We start from the raw sequence: 18,208 nt of genomic DNA, 5'->3' as shown, positions 1-18,208 counted from the left end.
TCTTAAGCACTTCAAAAAGAATTGATTTCTCAAGTAGAGAAATCAATTCAGCAATTTAGATCCCTTCAACAAAACTCACCATGACATCACAGCAGCCTTGACGTTTACTTTTGGCAAGCTGATATTCAGGTGAAAAGTAACATTCACGTGCAGTTTCCATATCTGGAAACTCAATCACCACGTGTCGTTCAAACTCTTGTCCCTCTAAAACTTCTGAGGCACCGCCACGAGCAAGAAACTTGGCACCGTACTTTTGAAAAGCTTGCGGAGCAGTGGCCATATATTGTTTATATTGTTCCATATCATGAATAGTGACATGAGCAATCCAGTAAGCAGACATATCGTATTTCCCTATAATTTATTAAATAAAGGCCTATTTACCTTTTCCTAAAATTTGTGATTTCACGCATCTAAAATATTTTTTGCGACAGCCGCAGCTTCAGCAATATGTTCAGCAACCGCTTGTTTTGCCTTTTCAGGGTCTTTGTGAAGATAGATGGCTTCACACATATTTTTAATACGTTGATAACCTGAAATTTCACGTTTTGTTGATTTCATGGTCATGGCACGAAGGCGGCTAATTCGGCCATTTAAGCGCTGAACTACTTCCCAAGCAATATGATGATTTGCGGTAGCGAAGATGGTTTGATAAAGCTGGGTTGAGGTCGCAATAATTAGATTGATGTCATCGGCAGCAAAAGCAGCTTTAAGATCTTCTAATAGAAGCTTTAATTTTTCAGCAGTTTTATCATCGAGGTTTTTAGTGCAGTCAACCACAGCACTTTGCTCTAACAAAAGACGAATTTCATAAATCTGTGAAGCGATGTCCCAGTTAAGTAGCGAAACGATAGGGCCTTTATTTGGCAAAATCTCGACTAAACCTTCTGCTTCTAAATAACGAATCACTTCGCGAACCACAGAACGGCTCACGCCGAGTTCTTCACATAACGTTCTTTCAACCAGTCTTTTTCCTGAAGGGAAATAGCCCGTAATAATGGCATTGCGCACTTTATCTAAACACAGCTCTCGTAATGTTACGGGCGGGTTTTCAATTTTAAGATTCATAAATAATTAAATTTTCCTGTTTTTTAACATGTTGAGTTTCATCACATGTTTTTCAATAAAAATTAGGATAGCAAACTCTTGCTTTTTTTTCAGTATGTATTATGGTATACCATAATACGAATGACAAGATAATTTACTTGCAAGGAAGAGCAATGGAACTCATACGTAAAACAGTGCTTCATGTAGAAACCACTTATGTAGATGGCGGCAAAGAAGCAGCTAAGCCTTTAAAAATGGTGGCAGCCGCAGCGGTTATTAAAAATCCGTGGGCAGGGCAAGGTTATGTAGAAAACCTAACACCGGAAATTCGTCGCATTGCACCGATCTTAAGTGAACATTTAACCAAGCTTATTCTTGATGAAGTCGGTTCAGGCGAAGCTGTTGAAGCTTTTGGTAAAAGTGCAGTGGTGGGCCTAAATGGTGAACTTGAGCATGCATCAGCTTTAATTCATACCTTACATTTTGGTAATACTTACCGTAGTGCTGTCGGTGCGAAATCTTATTTGGCATTTAACAATACTCGTGGCCCGGCAAATGCGCCGATTTTAATTCCAATGATGGATAAAAATGACGAAGGCCGCCGTTCTCATTACTTAACATTGCAATTTGCAATTCCAGATGCACCTGCTGCCGATGAGCTGGTTGTTGTGATTGGTGCAGCAACAGGTGGTCGACCACATCATCGTATTGGTGATCGTTATAAAGATTTGGAAGAGTTAGGTCATGATGTCAAAAACCCTGCAGCTGTCAAATAACCGTATTGCTCACTATTTTGAGCAAGGCGAAGGAGAGCCTCTGGTTCTGATCCATGGAGTGGGAATGCAAGCTGCGGCATGGTATCCACAAATTGAATATTTTTCTAAACATTATCATGTAATTTCAGTAGATATGCCGGGACATGGTCAAAGCACCAAATTACCGGCAGAAGCAAAGTTACAAGATTTTGTGGAATGGACCATCGAATTTATTACAGCCTTAAATTTAGGGCCTGTAAATTTAGCGGGACATTCAATGGGCTCGCTAATTACTACAGGAGTTAGCGTTACCCGTCCTGATTTAGTTAAACGGATGGCGGTGCTCAATGGTGTATATAAACGTACAACACAAGCACGTAATGCCGTGATCCAAAGAGCTGAAGAGTTAAAAACAGGCCGTATTGATGTTGAGACTCCGCTACAGCGTTGGTTTGGCGAAAGTGAAGTCGAGCGTATAGCAGCAGCCAAAGTGAAATCATGGCTCGAAAATGTCGACTTGTCTGGTTATACCACTGCATATTCTGCTTTTGCGCAAGGCGATGAAACCTATGCAGATGACTGGTCAAAGATTACTTGTCCTGCTTTGGTGTTGACCGGAACGGATGATCCGAACTCAACTGCAGAAATGGCTGTGCAAATGGCGAATCAGGCAAAGCATGGCACTGCAATTGTCATTGAAAATGAACGTCACATGGTGAACTTAACTGCACCTGACAAAGTGAATAATGCAATGCAAGCGTGGTTGGAAACCAGCGTTTAATTTGCCACACATTGCTGAAGGAATATAACAATGAGTGAAATGGATACAATTAATAAAATACGTGAATTACGTGATGCTTTCGGGTCATTTATGACGGGCGTTACCGTGGTCACAACCTGTAAAGAAGATGGAACGCCACTTGGCTTTACAGCGAACTCTTTTGCTTCGGTGTCTTTGGACCCAGCTTTACTTCTAGTGAGTATTGCCAAGACATCAAGCAATTATCATAACTTTGCAAATACCACTCATTTTGCAATCAATATTTTGGCAGAAGAGCAAAAGGATGTTTCGAATACTTTTGCTCGTCCAAGCGAAGACCGTTTTGCAAATATTTCATGGTCAAAAAGTGCTTGCCAAAACCCGCTGATCGATCATGTGAGTGCATGGTTTGACTGTACAACTTATCAGGTTGTCGATGCAGGTGACCATGCCATTTTAATTGGTAAAGTTGAAGATTTTGCTTCGACAGGTTTTGCAGGTCTTGGTTATTATCGTGGTGGATATTTCACACCAGCCAAACTTTCTGCCGAGGTCATCTCTGGTCCTAAAGTGGTGATGAGTGCGATCATTGGTCATGAAAATACCATTTTGCTTGAAGAAACTGCCGATCATAAATGGACTATTCCACATGTGATGGTAGATAAAAACGGTGCCGATAAAGCGCTTGAGAAAATCTTTGCAGAATATCAGCCAGATGCTTCTGCCAACTTCATTTACTCTGTATATGAAAACGTTGAAAACCAGCAGCAATATATTTCATTTTTATGCAACACACCCGTAGCTCAAGCCACTAAAGGTCAGTTTGTCGATTTAAATGATCTTGAAAAGCTAGAGTTTGTAGACAGTGCTTTAGAAAGTATGCTGATGCGCTATCGCAAAGAAAACCATTTAAAAACTTATGGTGTTTATTACGGAAATCAGACAACAGGTACAGTTCGTCAAATCGTTAAAGAGGAAGTTTAATCATGCGTTTTTCATTATTTGTGCATATGGAACGTGTTTCTGATCAGCAAACCCAGAAGCAGCTTTATGATGAAATGATTGAGCTTTGTCAGATTGCAGACCGTGGCGGGATGCATGCGGTTTGGACAGGCGAACACCATGCCATGAACTTTACCATTGCACCAAACCCATTTTTAAATCTGGTCGATTTAGCCAATAAAACCAAAAATGTCCGTTTAGGTACGGGTACGGTGGTAGCGCCATTCTGGCATCCGATTAAACTTGCAGGCGAAGCTGCAATGACCGACATTATTACCAATGGCCGTTTAGATATTGGTATTGCTCGCGGTGCCTATTCGTTTGAATATGAACGTATGGTTCCGGGTATGGATGCATGGAGTGCAGGTCAGCGTTTACGTGAAATGATTCCTGCCATTAAAAACCTTTGGAAAGGCGATTATGAGCATAACGGTGAATTTTGGCAGTTTCCAAAAACCACCTCAGCACCTCAACCGCTTCAACAACCGCACCCACCAATTTGGGTTGCTGCCCGTGATCCAAATAGCCATGAATTTGCTGTACAAAATGGCTGTAATGTACAGGTAACGCCTTTGCATTTAGGTGACGAAGAAGTTGAAAAGCTCATGGGGCATTTCAATGCAGCTTGTGAAAAGTTCAATGAAATTCAGCGCCCTGAAATTATGTTGCTCCGCCATACCTATGTGGCAGATAGTGAAGAAGATGCTCAACTGGCAGCAGATGAAATCAATACCTTCTATAACTATTTCGGCGCATGGTTTAAAAATGAGCGTGAAATTAATCAAGGTTTAATCGCACCTTTAAGTGCTGAAGAAATTGCTGCACATCCTTTTTATACACCAGAAGCGATGCGCAAAAATAACGTGATTGGGCAGGCCCAAGAAGTAATTGACCGCTTAAAAGCTTATGAAGCGATGGGTTACAACGAATATTCTTTCTGGATTGATACGGGCATGAGCTTTGAACGTAAAAAAGCCTCATTAGAACGTATGATCAATGAAGTTATGCCGGCATTTGCATAGAGGCGAATATCATGACAGCAGATTTTCAGCTTTATATTAATGGTCAGTTTGAATCTGGTGCAGCGACTTTTGAAAGTATTAATCCTGCAACAGGTGAAGTCTGGGCACACATGCCAGAAGCCCGAACTGATGAAGTCAATCGAGCAGTTCAGGCGGCATCAAGTGCGTTAAAAGCACCAGCTTGGGCAGGTTTAACTGCTTCACAGCGCGGTAAATTGCTCTATAAACTGGCTGATTTAATTGAAAAAGCTGCATCGCAATTGGCTCAAATTGAAACCAGTGACACGGGCAAAATTATTCGTGAAACATCGAGCCAGATTGCCTATGTCGCTGAATATTATCGCTACTATGCAGGTATTGCCGACAAATTAGAGGGTAGTTTTCTACCGATTGATAAGGCAGACATGCAAGCATGGATTGTTCGTGAACCAGTAGGTGTGGTTGCTGCAATCGTTCCTTGGAACAGTCAGTTATTTCTATCGGCAGTGAAGGTCGGCCCAGCTTTAGCGGCAGGTTGTACAGTCGTGCTCAAAGCCTCTGAAGATGGTCCTGGGCCATTGTTGGCTTTTGCTAAATTGGTCCATGAGGCGGGTTTTCCGGCTGGAGTGGTCAATGTGATTACTGGTTTCGGCCCTGAATGTGGCGCCGTGTTGAGTAGTCATCCGGACGTTGCTCATGTTGCGTTTACAGGTGGTCCAGAAACGGCAAGACACATTGTGCGTAACTCGGCTGAAAATCTTGCAAAAGTTTCACTCGAATTAGGTGGCAAATCTCCATTTATTGTATTTGCTGATGCAGATATTCAAAGTGCGGTAAATGCTCAGGTCGCTGCTATTTTTGCGGCCACAGGGCAGAGTTGTGTGGCAGGTTCACGTCTACTGGTTGAAGAAAGCATTAAAGATGAATTTGTTCAACGTTTGGTTGAGCGTGTACAAACCATAAAAATTGGTTTACCCCATGAAATGACAACCGAGTTTGGACCGCTTTGTACTTTACGCCAACGCCAAAAAATCGAGCAAGTCGTTGCAAGTTCAATCCAGCAAGGTGCAAAACTTCTTACTGGCGGTAAAAGCCTTGAGCGAGCAGGGTATTACTATCCACCGACCATTTTAGATTGCACCGATGCACCTCAAGCAGATTGCATTACAACCGAACTATTTGGTCCGGTGTTATCGGTAGATAGTTTCAAAGATGAAGCGGAAGCTGTGCAAAAAGCCAATAGCACGCCTTACGGGCTGGCAGCAGGCGTTTTTACCACCAATTTAAGCCGTGCGCACCGTATGACCAAAGTCATTGGGTCGGGAATTGTTTGGCTAAACACTTACCGCGCTGTTTCTCCACTTGCACCTTTTGGTGGACATGGGCTTTCGGGACATGGGCGGGAAGGTGGCGCAAATGCAGTTCTAGATTACACCGCCACCAAAACAGTTTGGTTACGTACCTCAGATGAGCCAATTGATGACCCATTTGTCATGAGATAAGTCGTGACTTGAGGTATGAAAATATAACGGGATTTTAATTTCAAGGATGAAAAAATGAATCAGTCAAACCCAGTAATCGCCTAAAGCTTTAATAGTTGAAAATGTAAAACTAGATGTATCGATGCTTAATCAAGTATTGATCGGACTGGCTTTACCTTTTTCTTGGCTAAAACAACACAAACAGAGAAATGAGCTGTTTGTAAAAGGAAATAAAAAGATGAAGCCGAGTCATATTGAAATGACTTTGGCTGGGCAGATTTTTTGATGTTGAGGAAATGAATTCCTCAAAGAGAGATTAAGGATATGAGCCAAAACGAAAATAGCAATAATGCTTTCGCTATCGAAAGTCATTCTATTGATTATGTTGCTCCCTCTGAACGTAATGGGAAAGTTCGCGATCTATTCACATTATGGTTTTGTACCAATATTGCACCGCTTGCCATGATTACGGGTGCAATGTCAATTTTAACCTTTAACCTCAATATTGTAAGTGCATTGCTTGCGATCTGCTGTGGACATTTTTTTGGTGCAGCGATTCTGGCTTTAACCTCTGCGCAAGGTCCGCAGGTCGGCATTCCTCAAATGATTCAGAGCCGCGCACAGTTTGGGCGTTATGGGGCATTGCTGGTTGTACTGTTTACCACCCTCATCTATTTAGGTTTTTTCATCTCTAACATTATTTTGTCAGGCAAAACCCTGCATACCGTTGTTCCTGCCATTCCAGTGCCAACCGCGACCGTGATTGGCGCAATTGCAGCAACCACAATTGGCGTGATTGGTTACCACTTTATCCATAAGTTCAATAAAATTGGAACTTGGTTTATGGGTGGTTCGTTGCTCATCGGCCTCATGATTATGGTGCCGCATATTAATGCAGATGTACTTGCTAAAGGCTCTTTCAATATGAAAGGCTGGTTTGCCATGTTCGGTTTATGTGCAGTATGGCAAATTAGTTTCTCGCCTTATACCTCAGATTATTCACGATATTTACCGAAGTCGATTGGTATTTATAAGCCATTTATCTTTACCTATTTAGGCGCATCGTTAGGAACTATTTTTGCGATGGCATTTGGTACGATTGCGGTCAGTATTGGCTCAACCACAGATGCTATGGAAGCGGTAAAGTCAGGCACTGGGCTGTTCGGTTATGTTCTTATGATTTTGTTCTTATGCAATATCATTGGTCATAATGCCATGAACCTCTACGGTGCGGTTCTGTCTTGTATTACCTCAATTCAGACTTTTGCAGGGCAATGGATGCCAAGCCGAAATATCCGAGTCGTGTTATCAATCATTGTATTAGTTCTAGCGACTTTAACGGCACTTTGGGCATCAAGTAACTTTATTAGTTTCTTCTTGAATGTGATTTTTGCCTTGTTATTTATTTTGGTGCCATGGGTGTCTATTAATTTATTAGATTTCTATGTCGTGAATAAAAAGTCTTATGACATTCAATCGATCTTTGCACGTGATGGCGGTATTTACGGCAAATTTAATGCAAAAGCGCTTACGGCTTATTTCATTGGGATCGCGGTACAGATCCCATTCTTAAAAAATGCGTTTTTCACAGGTGCATTGGCCGATGTAATTCCGGATGCGGATATTTCATGGGTCATTGGATTGGTGGTGAGTCTGGTGGTGTATTACGTTTTTAATCTAGGAAAGATTAAATGTTCAGCTCCCGCATTAAACGCAAAATTACCTCAATAAGCATTGTAGTGAAAGGAATCCCACAATGAAAAAAAGCTATTTACAAGCGGCTCTAAGCGCAGCATTGATGGCCGTAATTTATCCAAGTTACGCAGGTGTAAGTTTTGGAGATACCGATGGTGAATACGGTAAGCTCACCGTATCGGGCTATGTCCGCGCTAACTATCAAGATAAACATTATGGCGAAACTGCTTCTGATCAAAAAATTCGTTTTGATGCTGCGCAGTTAAAACTGGACTACGAGCGTGGACCGTTATTTGGCCATGCGGAATATCGTTGTTATCAATATGACCGTCTATGTGATTTTTCTACGTTGGTTGATGGTTATGTAGGATACAAATTAAATAAAACAGATCTGGTGGTGGCAGGTGTTCAGCCGATTCCATTTGGGCCGGGACGTTTCTGGGGCAATAGCCTATATGGAAGTATGAGCACAACCGCAGGTTTAGAGGATGTTCATAATCTTGGTTTGAACTATCACTTTGAATTGCCGACAGCAACCAAATTTGATGTGGGGTATTTTGCGGTAGATGGTGGAAACTACACAGGTTCTACCCAAGATTCAGGTCGTTATACAGCAAACTACGTGAGTTCAGATGATCCGAATAAAACCGATTTGCAAGAAAAGAACATGTGGGTAGGCCGAGTGACTCAAGATGTAAATCTTGGAATCAATGGTTTAACCACACAGCTCGGTGGTTCATATTGGACATCGGATATTGAAAATAAAGCCGCTTCGAGTGATGGCCGCCGTCATGCATGGGCACTTTTTGGTAAAGCCAATTATGGTAATTTTAATGTGACCCTTACAGGTGGTAAAAATGATGTAACTAATCAGGATCAGCTCAATCCTAATCAGTCACTCATGGGTTCTTACGACACGGAATATTATGTGGCTAACAAAGGAACGTTCTATACCGCAGACGTGGGCTACTCTTTCAAAAATGTTAAGCAGATCGGAAACATTACGCCGTACTTTATGTACAGTCAGTACGATAAAGATCAGGACAATATGAAAGATTCGATCCGTAATATTATTGGTGTGTCTATTGACCATAAACAGCTATCTTTGGTGGCTGAATACATCATGAGTAAAAATGACCCGTTCATTGGTGGGACTCAAGATTCATTGGCACAAGGGGATGATAACCAGTGGAATAAGTTGCTTAACTTAACGCTGTTTTATTATTTCTAAAAATATTTAAACATTCGGGCATACCGAAAATTTTTTTAAATTATTTTTTGGTATGCCATAATACAAAGTTGATGGTGAGCTATTTAATTTATCTATCGCTCCACTATCAATGCAGAAGATCTCAACAGGATAATGATCATGCAGCTTAATGAACTCGCTTTATTTCGTCAGCAAGCCTTTGTTGCTGGAAAGTGGTGCGATGCAGACCATCAACAAACATCCGAAATTTTAAATCCCGCAACATTAGAAGTGATTGGTACTGTCCCGAATATGGGTAAGGCTGAGGCCGAGCGTGCCATTGAAGCTGCCAAAGAAGCTTGGCCGCTATGGAAAAATAAAACAGCAAAAGATCGATCAATTATTTTAAAAAAATGGTTCGATTTAATCATTTCAAATGCAGATGACTTGGCTTTTATTTTAACAAGTGAGCAAGGAAAGCCTTTAGCCGAAGCCAAAGGTGAAATTTTATATGCTGCAAGTTTTATTGAATGGTTTGCCGAAGAAGCAAAACGAGTATATGGCGATATTATTCCAAGCCCATATCCCGATGCTCGTATTGTTGTAAATAAACAGCCTATTGGTGTCGTTGCAGCCATTACACCTTGGAATTTTCCGGCTGCCATGATTACGCGTAAAGTAGCTCCAGCCTTGGCAGCAGGTTGTCCTTGCATTGTAAAACCAGCACCTGAAACGCCTTTTACTGCTTTGGCTTTAGTCGACTTAGCTGTACAAGCTGGCGTGCCTGCTGAAATTTTTAGTGTGATTACGGGCGATGCGGTTCATATTGGGGCTGCGATTTTTGAAAGTGATGTCGTACGCAAGTTTACTTTTACCGGTTCAACACCCGTCGGCAAAATGTTGCTTGAGCGTTCAGCAAAAACCTTGAAAAAAGTTTCCTTAGAGTTGGGTGGCAATGCGCCGTTTATTGTATTTGATGATGCCGATTTAGATGCAGCAATTGAGGGAGCACTCATTGCCAAATTTAGAAATGCAGGGCAAACCTGTGTGTGCGTCAATCGATTCTTGGTGCAGGCTGGCATTTATGAAAAATTTATTGCTGCCTTAAGCCAAAAAATTCAAAACTTTAATATTGGTAATGGATTAGAAGCAGGGCATGACATTGGGCCATTAATTAATGCCAATGCGGTGAAAAAAGTTGAAGCTCATATTCAAGATGCCTTAGATAAAAATGGTCGTCTTGTGATTGGTGGTAAAAAACATACAGCGGGTGAATTATTTTTTGAACCGACACTGATTGCAGATGTTACCGCTGATATGGACGTTGCAACCCAAGAAACGTTTGGTCCACTGGCAGCCGTATTTAAATTTGAAACCGAGCAACAAGCGGTAGAAATGGCAAACGCAACTGAATTTGGTTTAGCCGCATATTGTTATACCAAAGATTTAGGCCGTGCTTGGCGAATGAGTGAACAGCTCGAATATGGCATGGTCGGAATTAATAAAGGCCTTATTTCAAATGAAGTTGCGCCTTTTGGTGGAATTAAACAGTCTGGTTTGGGGCGTGAAGGTTCTAAATACGGTATTGAAGATTATCTGGAAATTAAATACACCTTGTTTGGAGGATTGAATATATGAGTAATGAAAAATTTGAAAAGGGTTTAGCAATCCGTAAACAAGTTCTTGGCGAAGAATATGTAAATAATTCAATCAATAATGCCGATGAATTTAATCTTCCTCTTCAAGAGCTAGTGACTGAATATTGCTGGGGAGCTGTTTGGGGACGTGAAGAGTTAAGTAAGCCTGAGCGCAGCTTAATTAACTTGGCAATGATTTCGGCTTTAAACCGTCCACATGAGTTAAAACTACATGTTAAAGGTGCACTTCGAAATGGCGTACCTAAAGAGAAAATTCGCGAAGTGCTTTTACAGGTAGCCATTTACTGTGGCGTGCCTGCTGCTGTAGATAGCTTTCGTATTGCTAAAGAGGCAATTAAGGAGTTTGAATCTGAGCAATAAACTTTCGGTTTGAATATTATAAAAAGGCCTTGTTCAAGTGGATGAGGCCTTATTTATATAATTTAAATCACATTTCTGAGTTCATTTGCCGTGTTACGCAGTAAGGGCAAAATTTGCTGAACTAAATAATCTTCTTGTACACGGTTAGTTTGAGACATGCAGTTAAGCGCTGCCACCGCTTGACCTTGTGCATTAAAAATGGGCACGGCAATCGCAATCACGCCAAGCTCATGTTCTTCTTTAGAAAGACAATAATCCGATAACGAAATGCTCTTAAGCACTTCAAAAAACTTTGACTCATCTACGAGGGTAAAAGGGGTTAAACGCTTTAAACCGTAAGTTTTTACCCACGTGTGTTGAGCTTCTTCAGACAGTGCTGCCAGCAATACTTTACCCGTAGAAGTGGCATGGGCAGGCAGTCGGTTGCCTAAATGCATACCGTAAGGGCTTACACGCAAATTATCTTGCTGCGGTAAATAGCTACGGGCAATCGGTACGACTTCATTATCGTCCAAAACTACAATCGAAAAAGTCAGAGACGTCTGCGCGCACAAAAGATTTAAAAATGATTGAGCAACTTTAGGCAGATGGGCAGAGCTTAAATAAGAACTCGAAAAGCGTAGCACACGATGAGTCAACCAAAAGTAATGTTCATCTGTTTCTAAATAGCCTAAGTATTTTAAAGTTTTTAAATAACGCCTTGCCGCTGTACGACTAATACCAGTTCGCTCAGCCACTTGAGTGACATTAAGCCGTTGCCGATCTGTTCCAAAAGCTTCCAGTAAAGCCAAGCCTTTAGCTAATCCTGCAATGTAGTCATCTTGACGAATTTTCTCATGCGAGGTCGGGTGCTCTAAAAAAGCATCGATAGAAGGCATCCATTCATTCCTGTTATTTTGGTTGTTTCTGTCCGCTATCCGGACAAACTAAATGATAAACGGTTATTTTCGTCTTGGATACATAGTGAACAAAACTTAAAGCCAGTAATTTAAAAGTCAGGATGAAACAAGGATGAAGTTATGGATATTTTAAAGACACAGGTTGCAATTATTGGATCTGGACCAGCAGGGTTATTGCTTGGGCAACTTCTATATAAAGCTGGCATCGATCATATTATTGTTGAGCAACGTAGTGCTGAATATGTGGCTTCACGGATTCGTGCAGGAATTTTAGAACAAGTTTCGGTCGACTTGCTGAAACAAGCAGGCGTTGACCAAAACTTAAAAGACAAAGGATTACCGCATTCGGGCATCGAAATCTTAACCAACGGTGAATTGCATCGGGTTGATTTAGCAGCACTCACGGGCGGAAAACAAGTGACCGTATATGGTCAGACCGAAGTGACTAAAGATTTAATGACTGCCCGTGAAGCAGCACAACTCACTTCATTTTATGAAGCTCAAAATGTACAGGTGAAAGATTTCTACACGGCTCCGAAAGTTGAGTTTGAGTACCAAGGTAAAGCCTATCAAATTCAGTGTGACTTTATAGCAGGGTGTGATGGCTACCACGGTGTTTGCCGTGCCAGCGTGCCCGAAGATAAAATTAAGACCTTTGAAAAAGTTTATCCGTTTGGCTGGTTGGGCGTATTGGCCGATGTTCCACCTGTAGCCGATGAACTCATTTACGTACAGTCAGAACGTGGTTTTGCTTTATGCAGTATGCGTTCAGAAACACGCAGCCGCTATTATTTACAAGTCCCTTTAACTGATCACGTTGAAGATTGGTCCGATGAAAAATTTTGGGATGAGTTAAAAAACCGCCTTGACCCTGAAAGCCGTGAAAAGCTAGTGACGGGACCTTCTATTGAAAAAAGTATCGCGCCGTTACGTAGCTTTGTGACCGAGCCAATGCGTTTCGGAAAACTATTTTTAGCAGGCGATGCTGCGCATATTGTTCCACCGACAGGGGCAAAAGGTCTAAATCTCGCTGCCTCTGATATTGCTTATTTATCAAGTGCACTTGTTGAATATTATGTGGAGGGTTCAGAACAAGGTATAAATGAATACTCTGAAAAATGCTTACAACGTGTTTGGAAAGCTGAACGTTTTTCTTGGTGGATGACTCATTTATTACACCGTTTTGAAACTGAAAGTGAGTTTGATCATAAGATTAAGCAAGCAGAGCTAAGTTATGTACTGGGTTCGATTGCGGGTAAAACTACATTAGCCGAAAACTATGTCGGTTTGCCTTATGAGATTAAGCAAATTGATAGTTTTAAACATGCGAGTTAACAATTAAAAAAAGATAAAAGGGCACATAGATGCCCTTTTTCTATAGGAAAATTCAGTTGGAAAAAGTCTGAGATGCGGTGCGCTTTGCTTAAAAGATCAGCATTAATAAAAGCTTTTGTCATATTTTTTCAGTATATTGCTATTAATTTCTTTATTTATAAATTCTAAGTTTGTATGGAACAGGACCAAGCACGCATACCTAAATATATTCCTATTCGCGATGCAATTGCCCACGATATTGAATCTGGTGTATTAGACGCCCACGCAAAACTCCCATCGGAAAGAGTGCTATCTGAGCAATTCCAAACCACTCGGGTTGCTGCACGTGAAGCTTTGCTGGCTTTGGAAACTGATGGTTTGATTTATCGATTAGACCGCCGTGGTTGGTATGTTCGTTCTCCGCGTATTATTTATCACCCTCAATCGACAAAAAACTTTAACCAGTTTGTGATTGAACAAGGCTATGAACCTTCTACAGAAGTGATTTCCAGTGAACTGACTCAGGCCACTTCTTGGGATGCCAAGCATTTAAAAGTTGAAAAAGGGCATCCGATTTATTCAGTTTGGCGTCGTCGCTGTATTAATGGACGACCTGTTTTGGTTGAACATTTACGTGTGAATGCAGAGCTTTTTCCTGAGTTTTTAACTCATGATCTCAAGCAATCCATTACTTTACTGATGGCAAATCAATATAACTGCCATATCACCCGAGCCGACATTAACCTCTATCCAACAGCTTTATCTGACCAACAGGCTAAAGCATTGCATGTAAATACGGGTGCGCTCGGTCTATATATTTGCCGTAGTAACAGAAATGAAAAGGGCGTGATTACCGATGTTGACCAAGAATATTGGCTACACGATGTTTTAGATTTACATTTCGAAGCACGAGCATAAAAATACAATCTGGTTTAAACCAGATTAATCAAACTGTCATATAAACCTGTTGAAATAAGATCATCAAATAATTGCATTCGATGGTTTGCAGATGAAACAGTATGTTCAACAGACAATTAAACTCGGCACTGCATCAGTTTTAGGTGTGGTGGTCGCTATTCAAATGGGATGTTCATCAGCAACATCAAAAAACTCAGAAGAAATTACAGTCTATACGGCAGTGGAAGCCGACCAGCTTAAACAATACCAAGAAGAATTACACAAAGCCTATCCAGAACTCAAAGTAAAATGGGTACGTGATTCAACAGGTGTAATCACCGCAAAACTTTTGGCAGAACAAAAAAAACCGCAAGCGGATGTAGTTTTTGGTGTGGCTTTAACCAGTTTGCTGGTCATGGAAAAGAAAGACATGCTTGAGCCTTTTAAACCTGAAGGCATCCAAAATTTAAAACCCGAATTTGTAAGTCAAAAACCTGTACCGACTTGGACAGGCATGGATGCATGGGAATCTGCAATCTGTGTGAATAAAGTCGAATTAGAAAAACGTAAGTTACCGATTCCAAAAACTTGGAAAGATTTAACCAACCCGATTTATAAAAACCTGATTGTGATGCCAAATCCAGCTTCGAGTGGCACAGGGTATTTGGATGTCACGGCTTGGATGCAGATCTGGGGCGAAAAGCAGGCATGGGACTATATGCAGGCTTTAGATAAAAACATTTCGCAATATCCTCACTCTGGTTCAAAACCTTGCAAGATGGCGGCACAAGGCGAAATTCCAATTGGTGTTTCTTTCGGTTATCCAGCATTTAAATTAAAAGCTGAAGGGGCACCTTTAGAAGTTGTTTATCCAACTGAAGGTTTAGGCTGGGAAATGGAAGCTTCAGCAATTGTGAAAGGAACCAAGAAATTAAGTAGCGCACAAAAATTTATTAATTGGTCGGTAAGCAAAGCGGCAAATGAAGCTTATGCGCATAACTTTTCAATGGTCGCTTATAAAGGTATTGAAAATACCACCATGAGTTTCCCGAAAAACCTTCCTCAACTGCTTGTAAAAAATGATTTTTATTGGGCGGCCGAACAGCGTGAACGTATTTTGGCTGAATGGTCAAAGCGTTTTGAAAAGTGATCTTTTGAATAAGGGCCTCATTATGCAAATACCTTCGTCATTGCAATCATCGCTGCTAGGTCAAAACCCAAAGGGCGAGTTAGCAGGGCATTTATTGTCGACCTTAACGACCTATAAATATCCTGAACATGGCCCCTCAGTTTTAGAAGTGGTGGATATTCAAAAAAAGTTCCAACACTTTCAGGCTCTAACACATATTAATTTAGACCTGAAAGCTGGCGAGTTCGTCAGCTTTTTAGGGCCTTCAGGATGCGGTAAAACCACATTGTTACGCATAATTGCAGGTCTAGAAAAACCTGATTATGGAAAAGTCATAAAAAAGGGTACAGATATTACTTTGCTGAGTGCTGAAAAACGTCACTGTGGCATTGTGTTTCAAAACTATGCGTTATTTCCAAATTTAAACGTTGAAGAAAATATTGCTTTTGGCTTGGACAAAAAAAAGTGGGATAAAGCACAGCGTAATCAACGGGTTCAGCAGTTATTAGAGCTGATTGAGTTACCTGATATTGCAAAAAAATATCCAAACCAATTATCGGGCGGGCAGCAGCAACGTGTTGCGCTCGCTCGGGCAATTGCACCGAATCCGGATATTTTATTGCTAGATGAACCGCTTTCAGCACTTGATGCTCAGGTACGTTTGAACCTAAGACAAAAGATTCGCTCGATTCAATCGCAGCTTAATTTGCCAACCATTATGGTGACGCACGACCAAGAAGAAGCATTAAGCATTTCTGACCGTGTTGTGGTGATGAATCATGGCGTGATTGAGCAAATTGATACGCCACACAATATTTATTACAAGCCACAAACCCAATTCGTTGCCAAGTTTATTGGGACTATGAACTTTTTAAAAGCTACTTGTGCAGTACCGAATCAGCTCAATGTTTTAGGTTTTATTCCTTTAAATTTGGAGCAGCAAAAGCTAAAAACTGGGCAAAACTACAGTATGGGTTTTAGACCCGAAGCAGTCGAGTTGGTAGATGATTTTGGCAGTGACAAAGAATCGCTGTATTTGCCAGTTAAAGTATTAAGCACTGAATTTTTAGGTGCAAAACGCCGTTTATTTTGCGCCATTCATATTGATGGAATTGAGCAGGCAAAACACCTTTTGCAAATTGAAATTGAAAATACAAAGTTCAAATCTTTGCAAGAACTCATGTTTATAAAAGTGCCTAATCAGCTCATCCATGTTTTTGACGATCAAGGGTATGCACTATGTTAAATGAAACTGCTTCAGCGGTTTTAAAAACACAGCCGCGTCAAAAAACTGAATACTCATTAAGGTCAAATATTGCTTTGGCGAGCGTTGCAATTGCTTTGACATTAGCGATTATTGCTCCCTTAATAATGCTGTTTCAAAGTGCTTTTTTTGATGAAAATCAAAACTTTGTTGGCCTTGGAAACTTTTACAATTATTTTGGTAGTTCCGCTTTACTCAGTTCCGTATTTAACTCTGTGTGGATCGCTTGTACTGCTACTGTCATTACAGTTTTTCTTGCTAGTATTTATGCGTTTGCACTGACTAATGTCACTATTAAAGGCAAAGGCTTCTTTAAATTGGTGGCATTTTTACCGATCTTGGCACCGTCACTTTTGCCATCTTTGGCATTGGTTTATTTATTTGGCAAGCAAGGTGTTTTCAAGCCTTTATTGGGTGATGTACAGATTTATGGCCCAATCGGTATTTTAATCAGTTATTGCTTTTGGCTATTTCCAGCAATTTTAATGCTAATGATGGTCTCTTTTAGAAGTGTCGATCAGCGTTTAATTGAAGCCTCTTTGTCGCTGGGTAAAAATATCTGGAAGACACATTATCATGTGACTTTACCTGCAATTCGTTATGGGCTTATTAGCGCAAGTCTAGTGGCTTTTATTTATGTACTGACAGATTTTGGTATTCCAAAAGTCATTGGCGGTTCATTTAACATGATGGCGCTTGATGTCTATAAACAGATTATTGGTCAGCAAAATATGAGCATGGGAGCAGTGATTTCCATCTTGTTATTGCTACCGGCAGTTTTTGTGTTCATTTTCGATCGAATACAAAGCAAACGCCATGCATGTTTTCAATCTTTTCAGACTAAACCTTATGTCTCTGCGCGTAATAAAAAACTTGAAACGGTTTTGACTTTATTTTGTGGCTTGGTTTCAGGTGCGATTTTACTGATTATCTTTACGGCGGTACTGGCTTCATTTATCCAGTCTTGGCCTTATGATTTGTCTTTGACCTTGCAACACTACAGTTTTGAATATGTCGATGGTGGTGGTTGGGCAGCATACTTTAACTCGGTTCGCATGGCACTTTTTAGTACAGTTTTTGGAACGGCACTGATTTTTATGGTGGCACTATTAACTGAACGTTTTAAGGCGCATCCGCTCATTAAAAATTATGTGCAAGCTTTGGTTCTATTACCTCTTGCAGTGCCGGGGCTAGTTCTAGGTATTGCTTATATTCTGTTCTTTAACCAGCAAAGCAACCCGTTAAATGTGCTGTATGGAACCATGACCATTTTGGTGATTTCAACCATCGTGCATTATTACACTGTGCCACATCTGACTTTAACCAATGCCATTAAACAGATTCCGCTACAGCTTGATCAGGCAGCGCAAACTCTAGGGACATCGAAGTGGAAAACCTTTTGGAAAGTGTATTTGCCTATGTGTTTTCCAGCGCTCTGTGATGTGTCGGTCTATGTTTTTGTAAATGCCATGACGACTGTATCGGCTGCCATTTTCCTCTATTCACCAGATACCAGTTTAGCTGCGGTGGCTGTTTTAAATATGGATGATGCAGGCGATACGGTTGCTGCTGTTGCGATGAGTATTTTGATTTTAACAACCTCATGTGTTGTAAAACTCATTCATTGGTTATTTACCCGAAAAATCATGGCAAGAAGCCAACAATGGCGTGAAAGTTCCCACTAAGTGATGTTTAGCTAAATATAATTTTTATTTAACCGACTGAAACGAAATGCTTTGTTCAACAAGGCAAGGGTTTGT

At 40.9% G+C, this 18,208-nt stretch carries 18 protein-coding genes; 15 read left to right on the top strand and 3 right to left on the bottom strand.

Features of this window, described 5'->3' with window-relative positions; all coding sequences use genetic code 11:
- Positions 1 to 55: 55 nt before the first annotated feature.
- On the bottom strand, positions 56 to 340 hold the full coding sequence (locus tag POD11_RS00340; protein ID WP_001277471.1) for a DUF1330 domain-containing protein: 285 nt from the start codon (positions 338 to 340) through the stop codon (positions 56 to 58).
- 62 nt (positions 341 to 402) lie between these two features.
- Positions 403 to 1,065 (bottom strand): GntR family transcriptional regulator, encoded by a 663-nt coding sequence (locus POD11_RS00335; protein ID WP_224991619.1) that lies wholly within the window; start codon positions 1,063 to 1,065, stop codon positions 403 to 405.
- A 152-nt stretch (positions 1,066 to 1,217) separates the two neighbouring features.
- Between POD11_RS00335 and POD11_RS00330 the strand changes: the two genes are divergently transcribed.
- The 10 genes from POD11_RS00330 to POD11_RS00285 all read left to right on the top strand — a co-directional run bounded on the left by POD11_RS00330 (position 1,218) and on the right by POD11_RS00285 (position 10,945).
- Positions 1,218 to 1,820 carry an amino acid synthesis family protein gene (locus tag POD11_RS00330; protein ID WP_000420415.1) on the top strand — a complete coding sequence of 201 codons (603 nt, stop codon included), beginning with the start codon at positions 1,218 to 1,220 and terminating at the stop codon, positions 1,818 to 1,820.
- Positions 1,789 to 2,580 carry an alpha/beta fold hydrolase gene (locus tag POD11_RS00325; protein ID WP_017389006.1) on the top strand — a complete coding sequence of 264 codons (792 nt, stop codon included), beginning with the start codon at positions 1,789 to 1,791 and terminating at the stop codon, positions 2,578 to 2,580. Before POD11_RS00330 ends, POD11_RS00325 begins: the two co-directional genes overlap by 32 nt.
- 30 nt (positions 2,581 to 2,610) lie before the next feature.
- The gene (gene tgnA / locus POD11_RS00320; RefSeq protein ID WP_262455914.1) at positions 2,611 to 3,543 is read left to right on the top strand and encodes a flavin-dependent trigonelline monooxygenase reductase component; all 933 of its coding nucleotides are present in this window, start codon (positions 2,611 to 2,613) and stop codon (positions 3,541 to 3,543) included.
- A gap of 2 nt (positions 3,544 to 3,545) precedes the next feature.
- Entirely contained in the window at positions 3,546 to 4,583 is a 1,038-nt protein-coding gene (gene tgnB, locus POD11_RS00315; protein WP_004793333.1) for a flavin-dependent trigonelline monooxygenase oxygenase component, read from the top strand.
- Between the two features lie 11 nt (positions 4,584 to 4,594).
- Positions 4,595 to 6,064: a (Z)-2-((N-methylformamido)methylene)-5-hydroxybutyrolactone dehydrogenase gene (tgnC, locus tag POD11_RS00310; protein ID WP_262455913.1), complete on the top strand. Its 1,470-nt coding sequence runs from the start codon at positions 4,595 to 4,597 to the stop codon at positions 6,062 to 6,064.
- Between the two features lie 121 nt (positions 6,065 to 6,185).
- Positions 6,186 to 6,329: a hypothetical protein gene (locus POD11_RS00305; RefSeq protein WP_075382724.1), complete on the top strand. Its 144-nt coding sequence runs from the start codon at positions 6,186 to 6,188 to the stop codon at positions 6,327 to 6,329.
- Between the two features lie 38 nt (positions 6,330 to 6,367).
- The gene (locus POD11_RS00300; RefSeq protein WP_262455912.1) at positions 6,368 to 7,774 is read left to right on the top strand and encodes a purine-cytosine permease family protein; all 1,407 of its coding nucleotides are present in this window, start codon (positions 6,368 to 6,370) and stop codon (positions 7,772 to 7,774) included.
- Positions 7,775 to 7,799: 25 nt separating this feature from the next.
- The gene (locus POD11_RS00295) at positions 7,800 to 8,969 is read left to right on the top strand and encodes a hypothetical protein (RefSeq protein WP_262455911.1); all 1,170 of its coding nucleotides are present in this window, start codon (positions 7,800 to 7,802) and stop codon (positions 8,967 to 8,969) included.
- A gap of 138 nt (positions 8,970 to 9,107) precedes the next feature.
- Entirely contained in the window at positions 9,108 to 10,565 is a 1,458-nt protein-coding gene (locus POD11_RS00290) for an NAD-dependent succinate-semialdehyde dehydrogenase (protein WP_262455910.1), read from the top strand.
- Positions 10,562 to 10,945, top strand: coding sequence for a carboxymuconolactone decarboxylase family protein (locus POD11_RS00285; protein ID WP_000064100.1), 384 nt, complete (start codon positions 10,562 to 10,564; stop codon positions 10,943 to 10,945). Before POD11_RS00290 ends, POD11_RS00285 begins: the two co-directional genes overlap by 4 nt.
- Positions 10,946 to 11,007: 62 nt before the next feature.
- Here the strand turns inward: POD11_RS00285 and pobR are convergent, their stop codons facing one another.
- Complete coding sequence (pobR, locus tag POD11_RS00280) at positions 11,008 to 11,823, bottom strand: IclR family transcriptional regulator PobR (protein ID WP_262455909.1); 816 nt, start codon at positions 11,821 to 11,823, stop codon at positions 11,008 to 11,010.
- 141 nt (positions 11,824 to 11,964) lie between these two features.
- Between pobR and pobA the strand changes: the two genes are divergently transcribed.
- From pobA to POD11_RS00255, 5 genes are all read left to right on the top strand, one after another.
- The gene (pobA, locus tag POD11_RS00275) at positions 11,965 to 13,179 is read left to right on the top strand and encodes a 4-hydroxybenzoate 3-monooxygenase (protein WP_262455908.1); all 1,215 of its coding nucleotides are present in this window, start codon (positions 11,965 to 11,967) and stop codon (positions 13,177 to 13,179) included.
- Positions 13,180 to 13,353: 174 nt separating this feature from the next.
- Positions 13,354 to 14,076, top strand: a complete 723-nt coding sequence (locus POD11_RS00270; RefSeq protein WP_262455907.1) for a UTRA domain-containing protein — start codon at positions 13,354 to 13,356, stop codon at positions 14,074 to 14,076.
- A 91-nt stretch (positions 14,077 to 14,167) separates the two neighbouring features.
- A complete protein-coding gene (locus tag POD11_RS00265) occupies positions 14,168 to 15,205 on the top strand; it encodes a putative 2-aminoethylphosphonate ABC transporter substrate-binding protein (RefSeq protein ID WP_262455904.1) in 1,038 nt (345 codons plus the stop codon).
- A gap of 22 nt (positions 15,206 to 15,227) precedes the next feature.
- Positions 15,228 to 16,430, top strand: a complete 1,203-nt coding sequence (locus POD11_RS00260; protein ID WP_262455902.1) for an ABC transporter ATP-binding protein — start codon at positions 15,228 to 15,230, stop codon at positions 16,428 to 16,430.
- Positions 16,424 to 18,133, top strand: coding sequence for a putative 2-aminoethylphosphonate ABC transporter permease subunit (locus POD11_RS00255; RefSeq protein WP_262455900.1), 1,710 nt, complete (start codon positions 16,424 to 16,426; stop codon positions 18,131 to 18,133). Before POD11_RS00260 ends, POD11_RS00255 begins: the two co-directional genes overlap by 7 nt.
- Positions 18,134 to 18,208 lie beyond the last annotated feature (75 nt).

Source organism: Acinetobacter sp. P1(2023) (genome assembly GCF_028367635.1).
Classification (GTDB): Bacteria; Pseudomonadota; Gammaproteobacteria; order Pseudomonadales; family Moraxellaceae; genus Acinetobacter; species Acinetobacter pittii_E.
The sequence above is the reverse complement of the archived record's forward strand: the minus strand, read 5'-3'. Positions and strand labels throughout refer to the sequence as shown.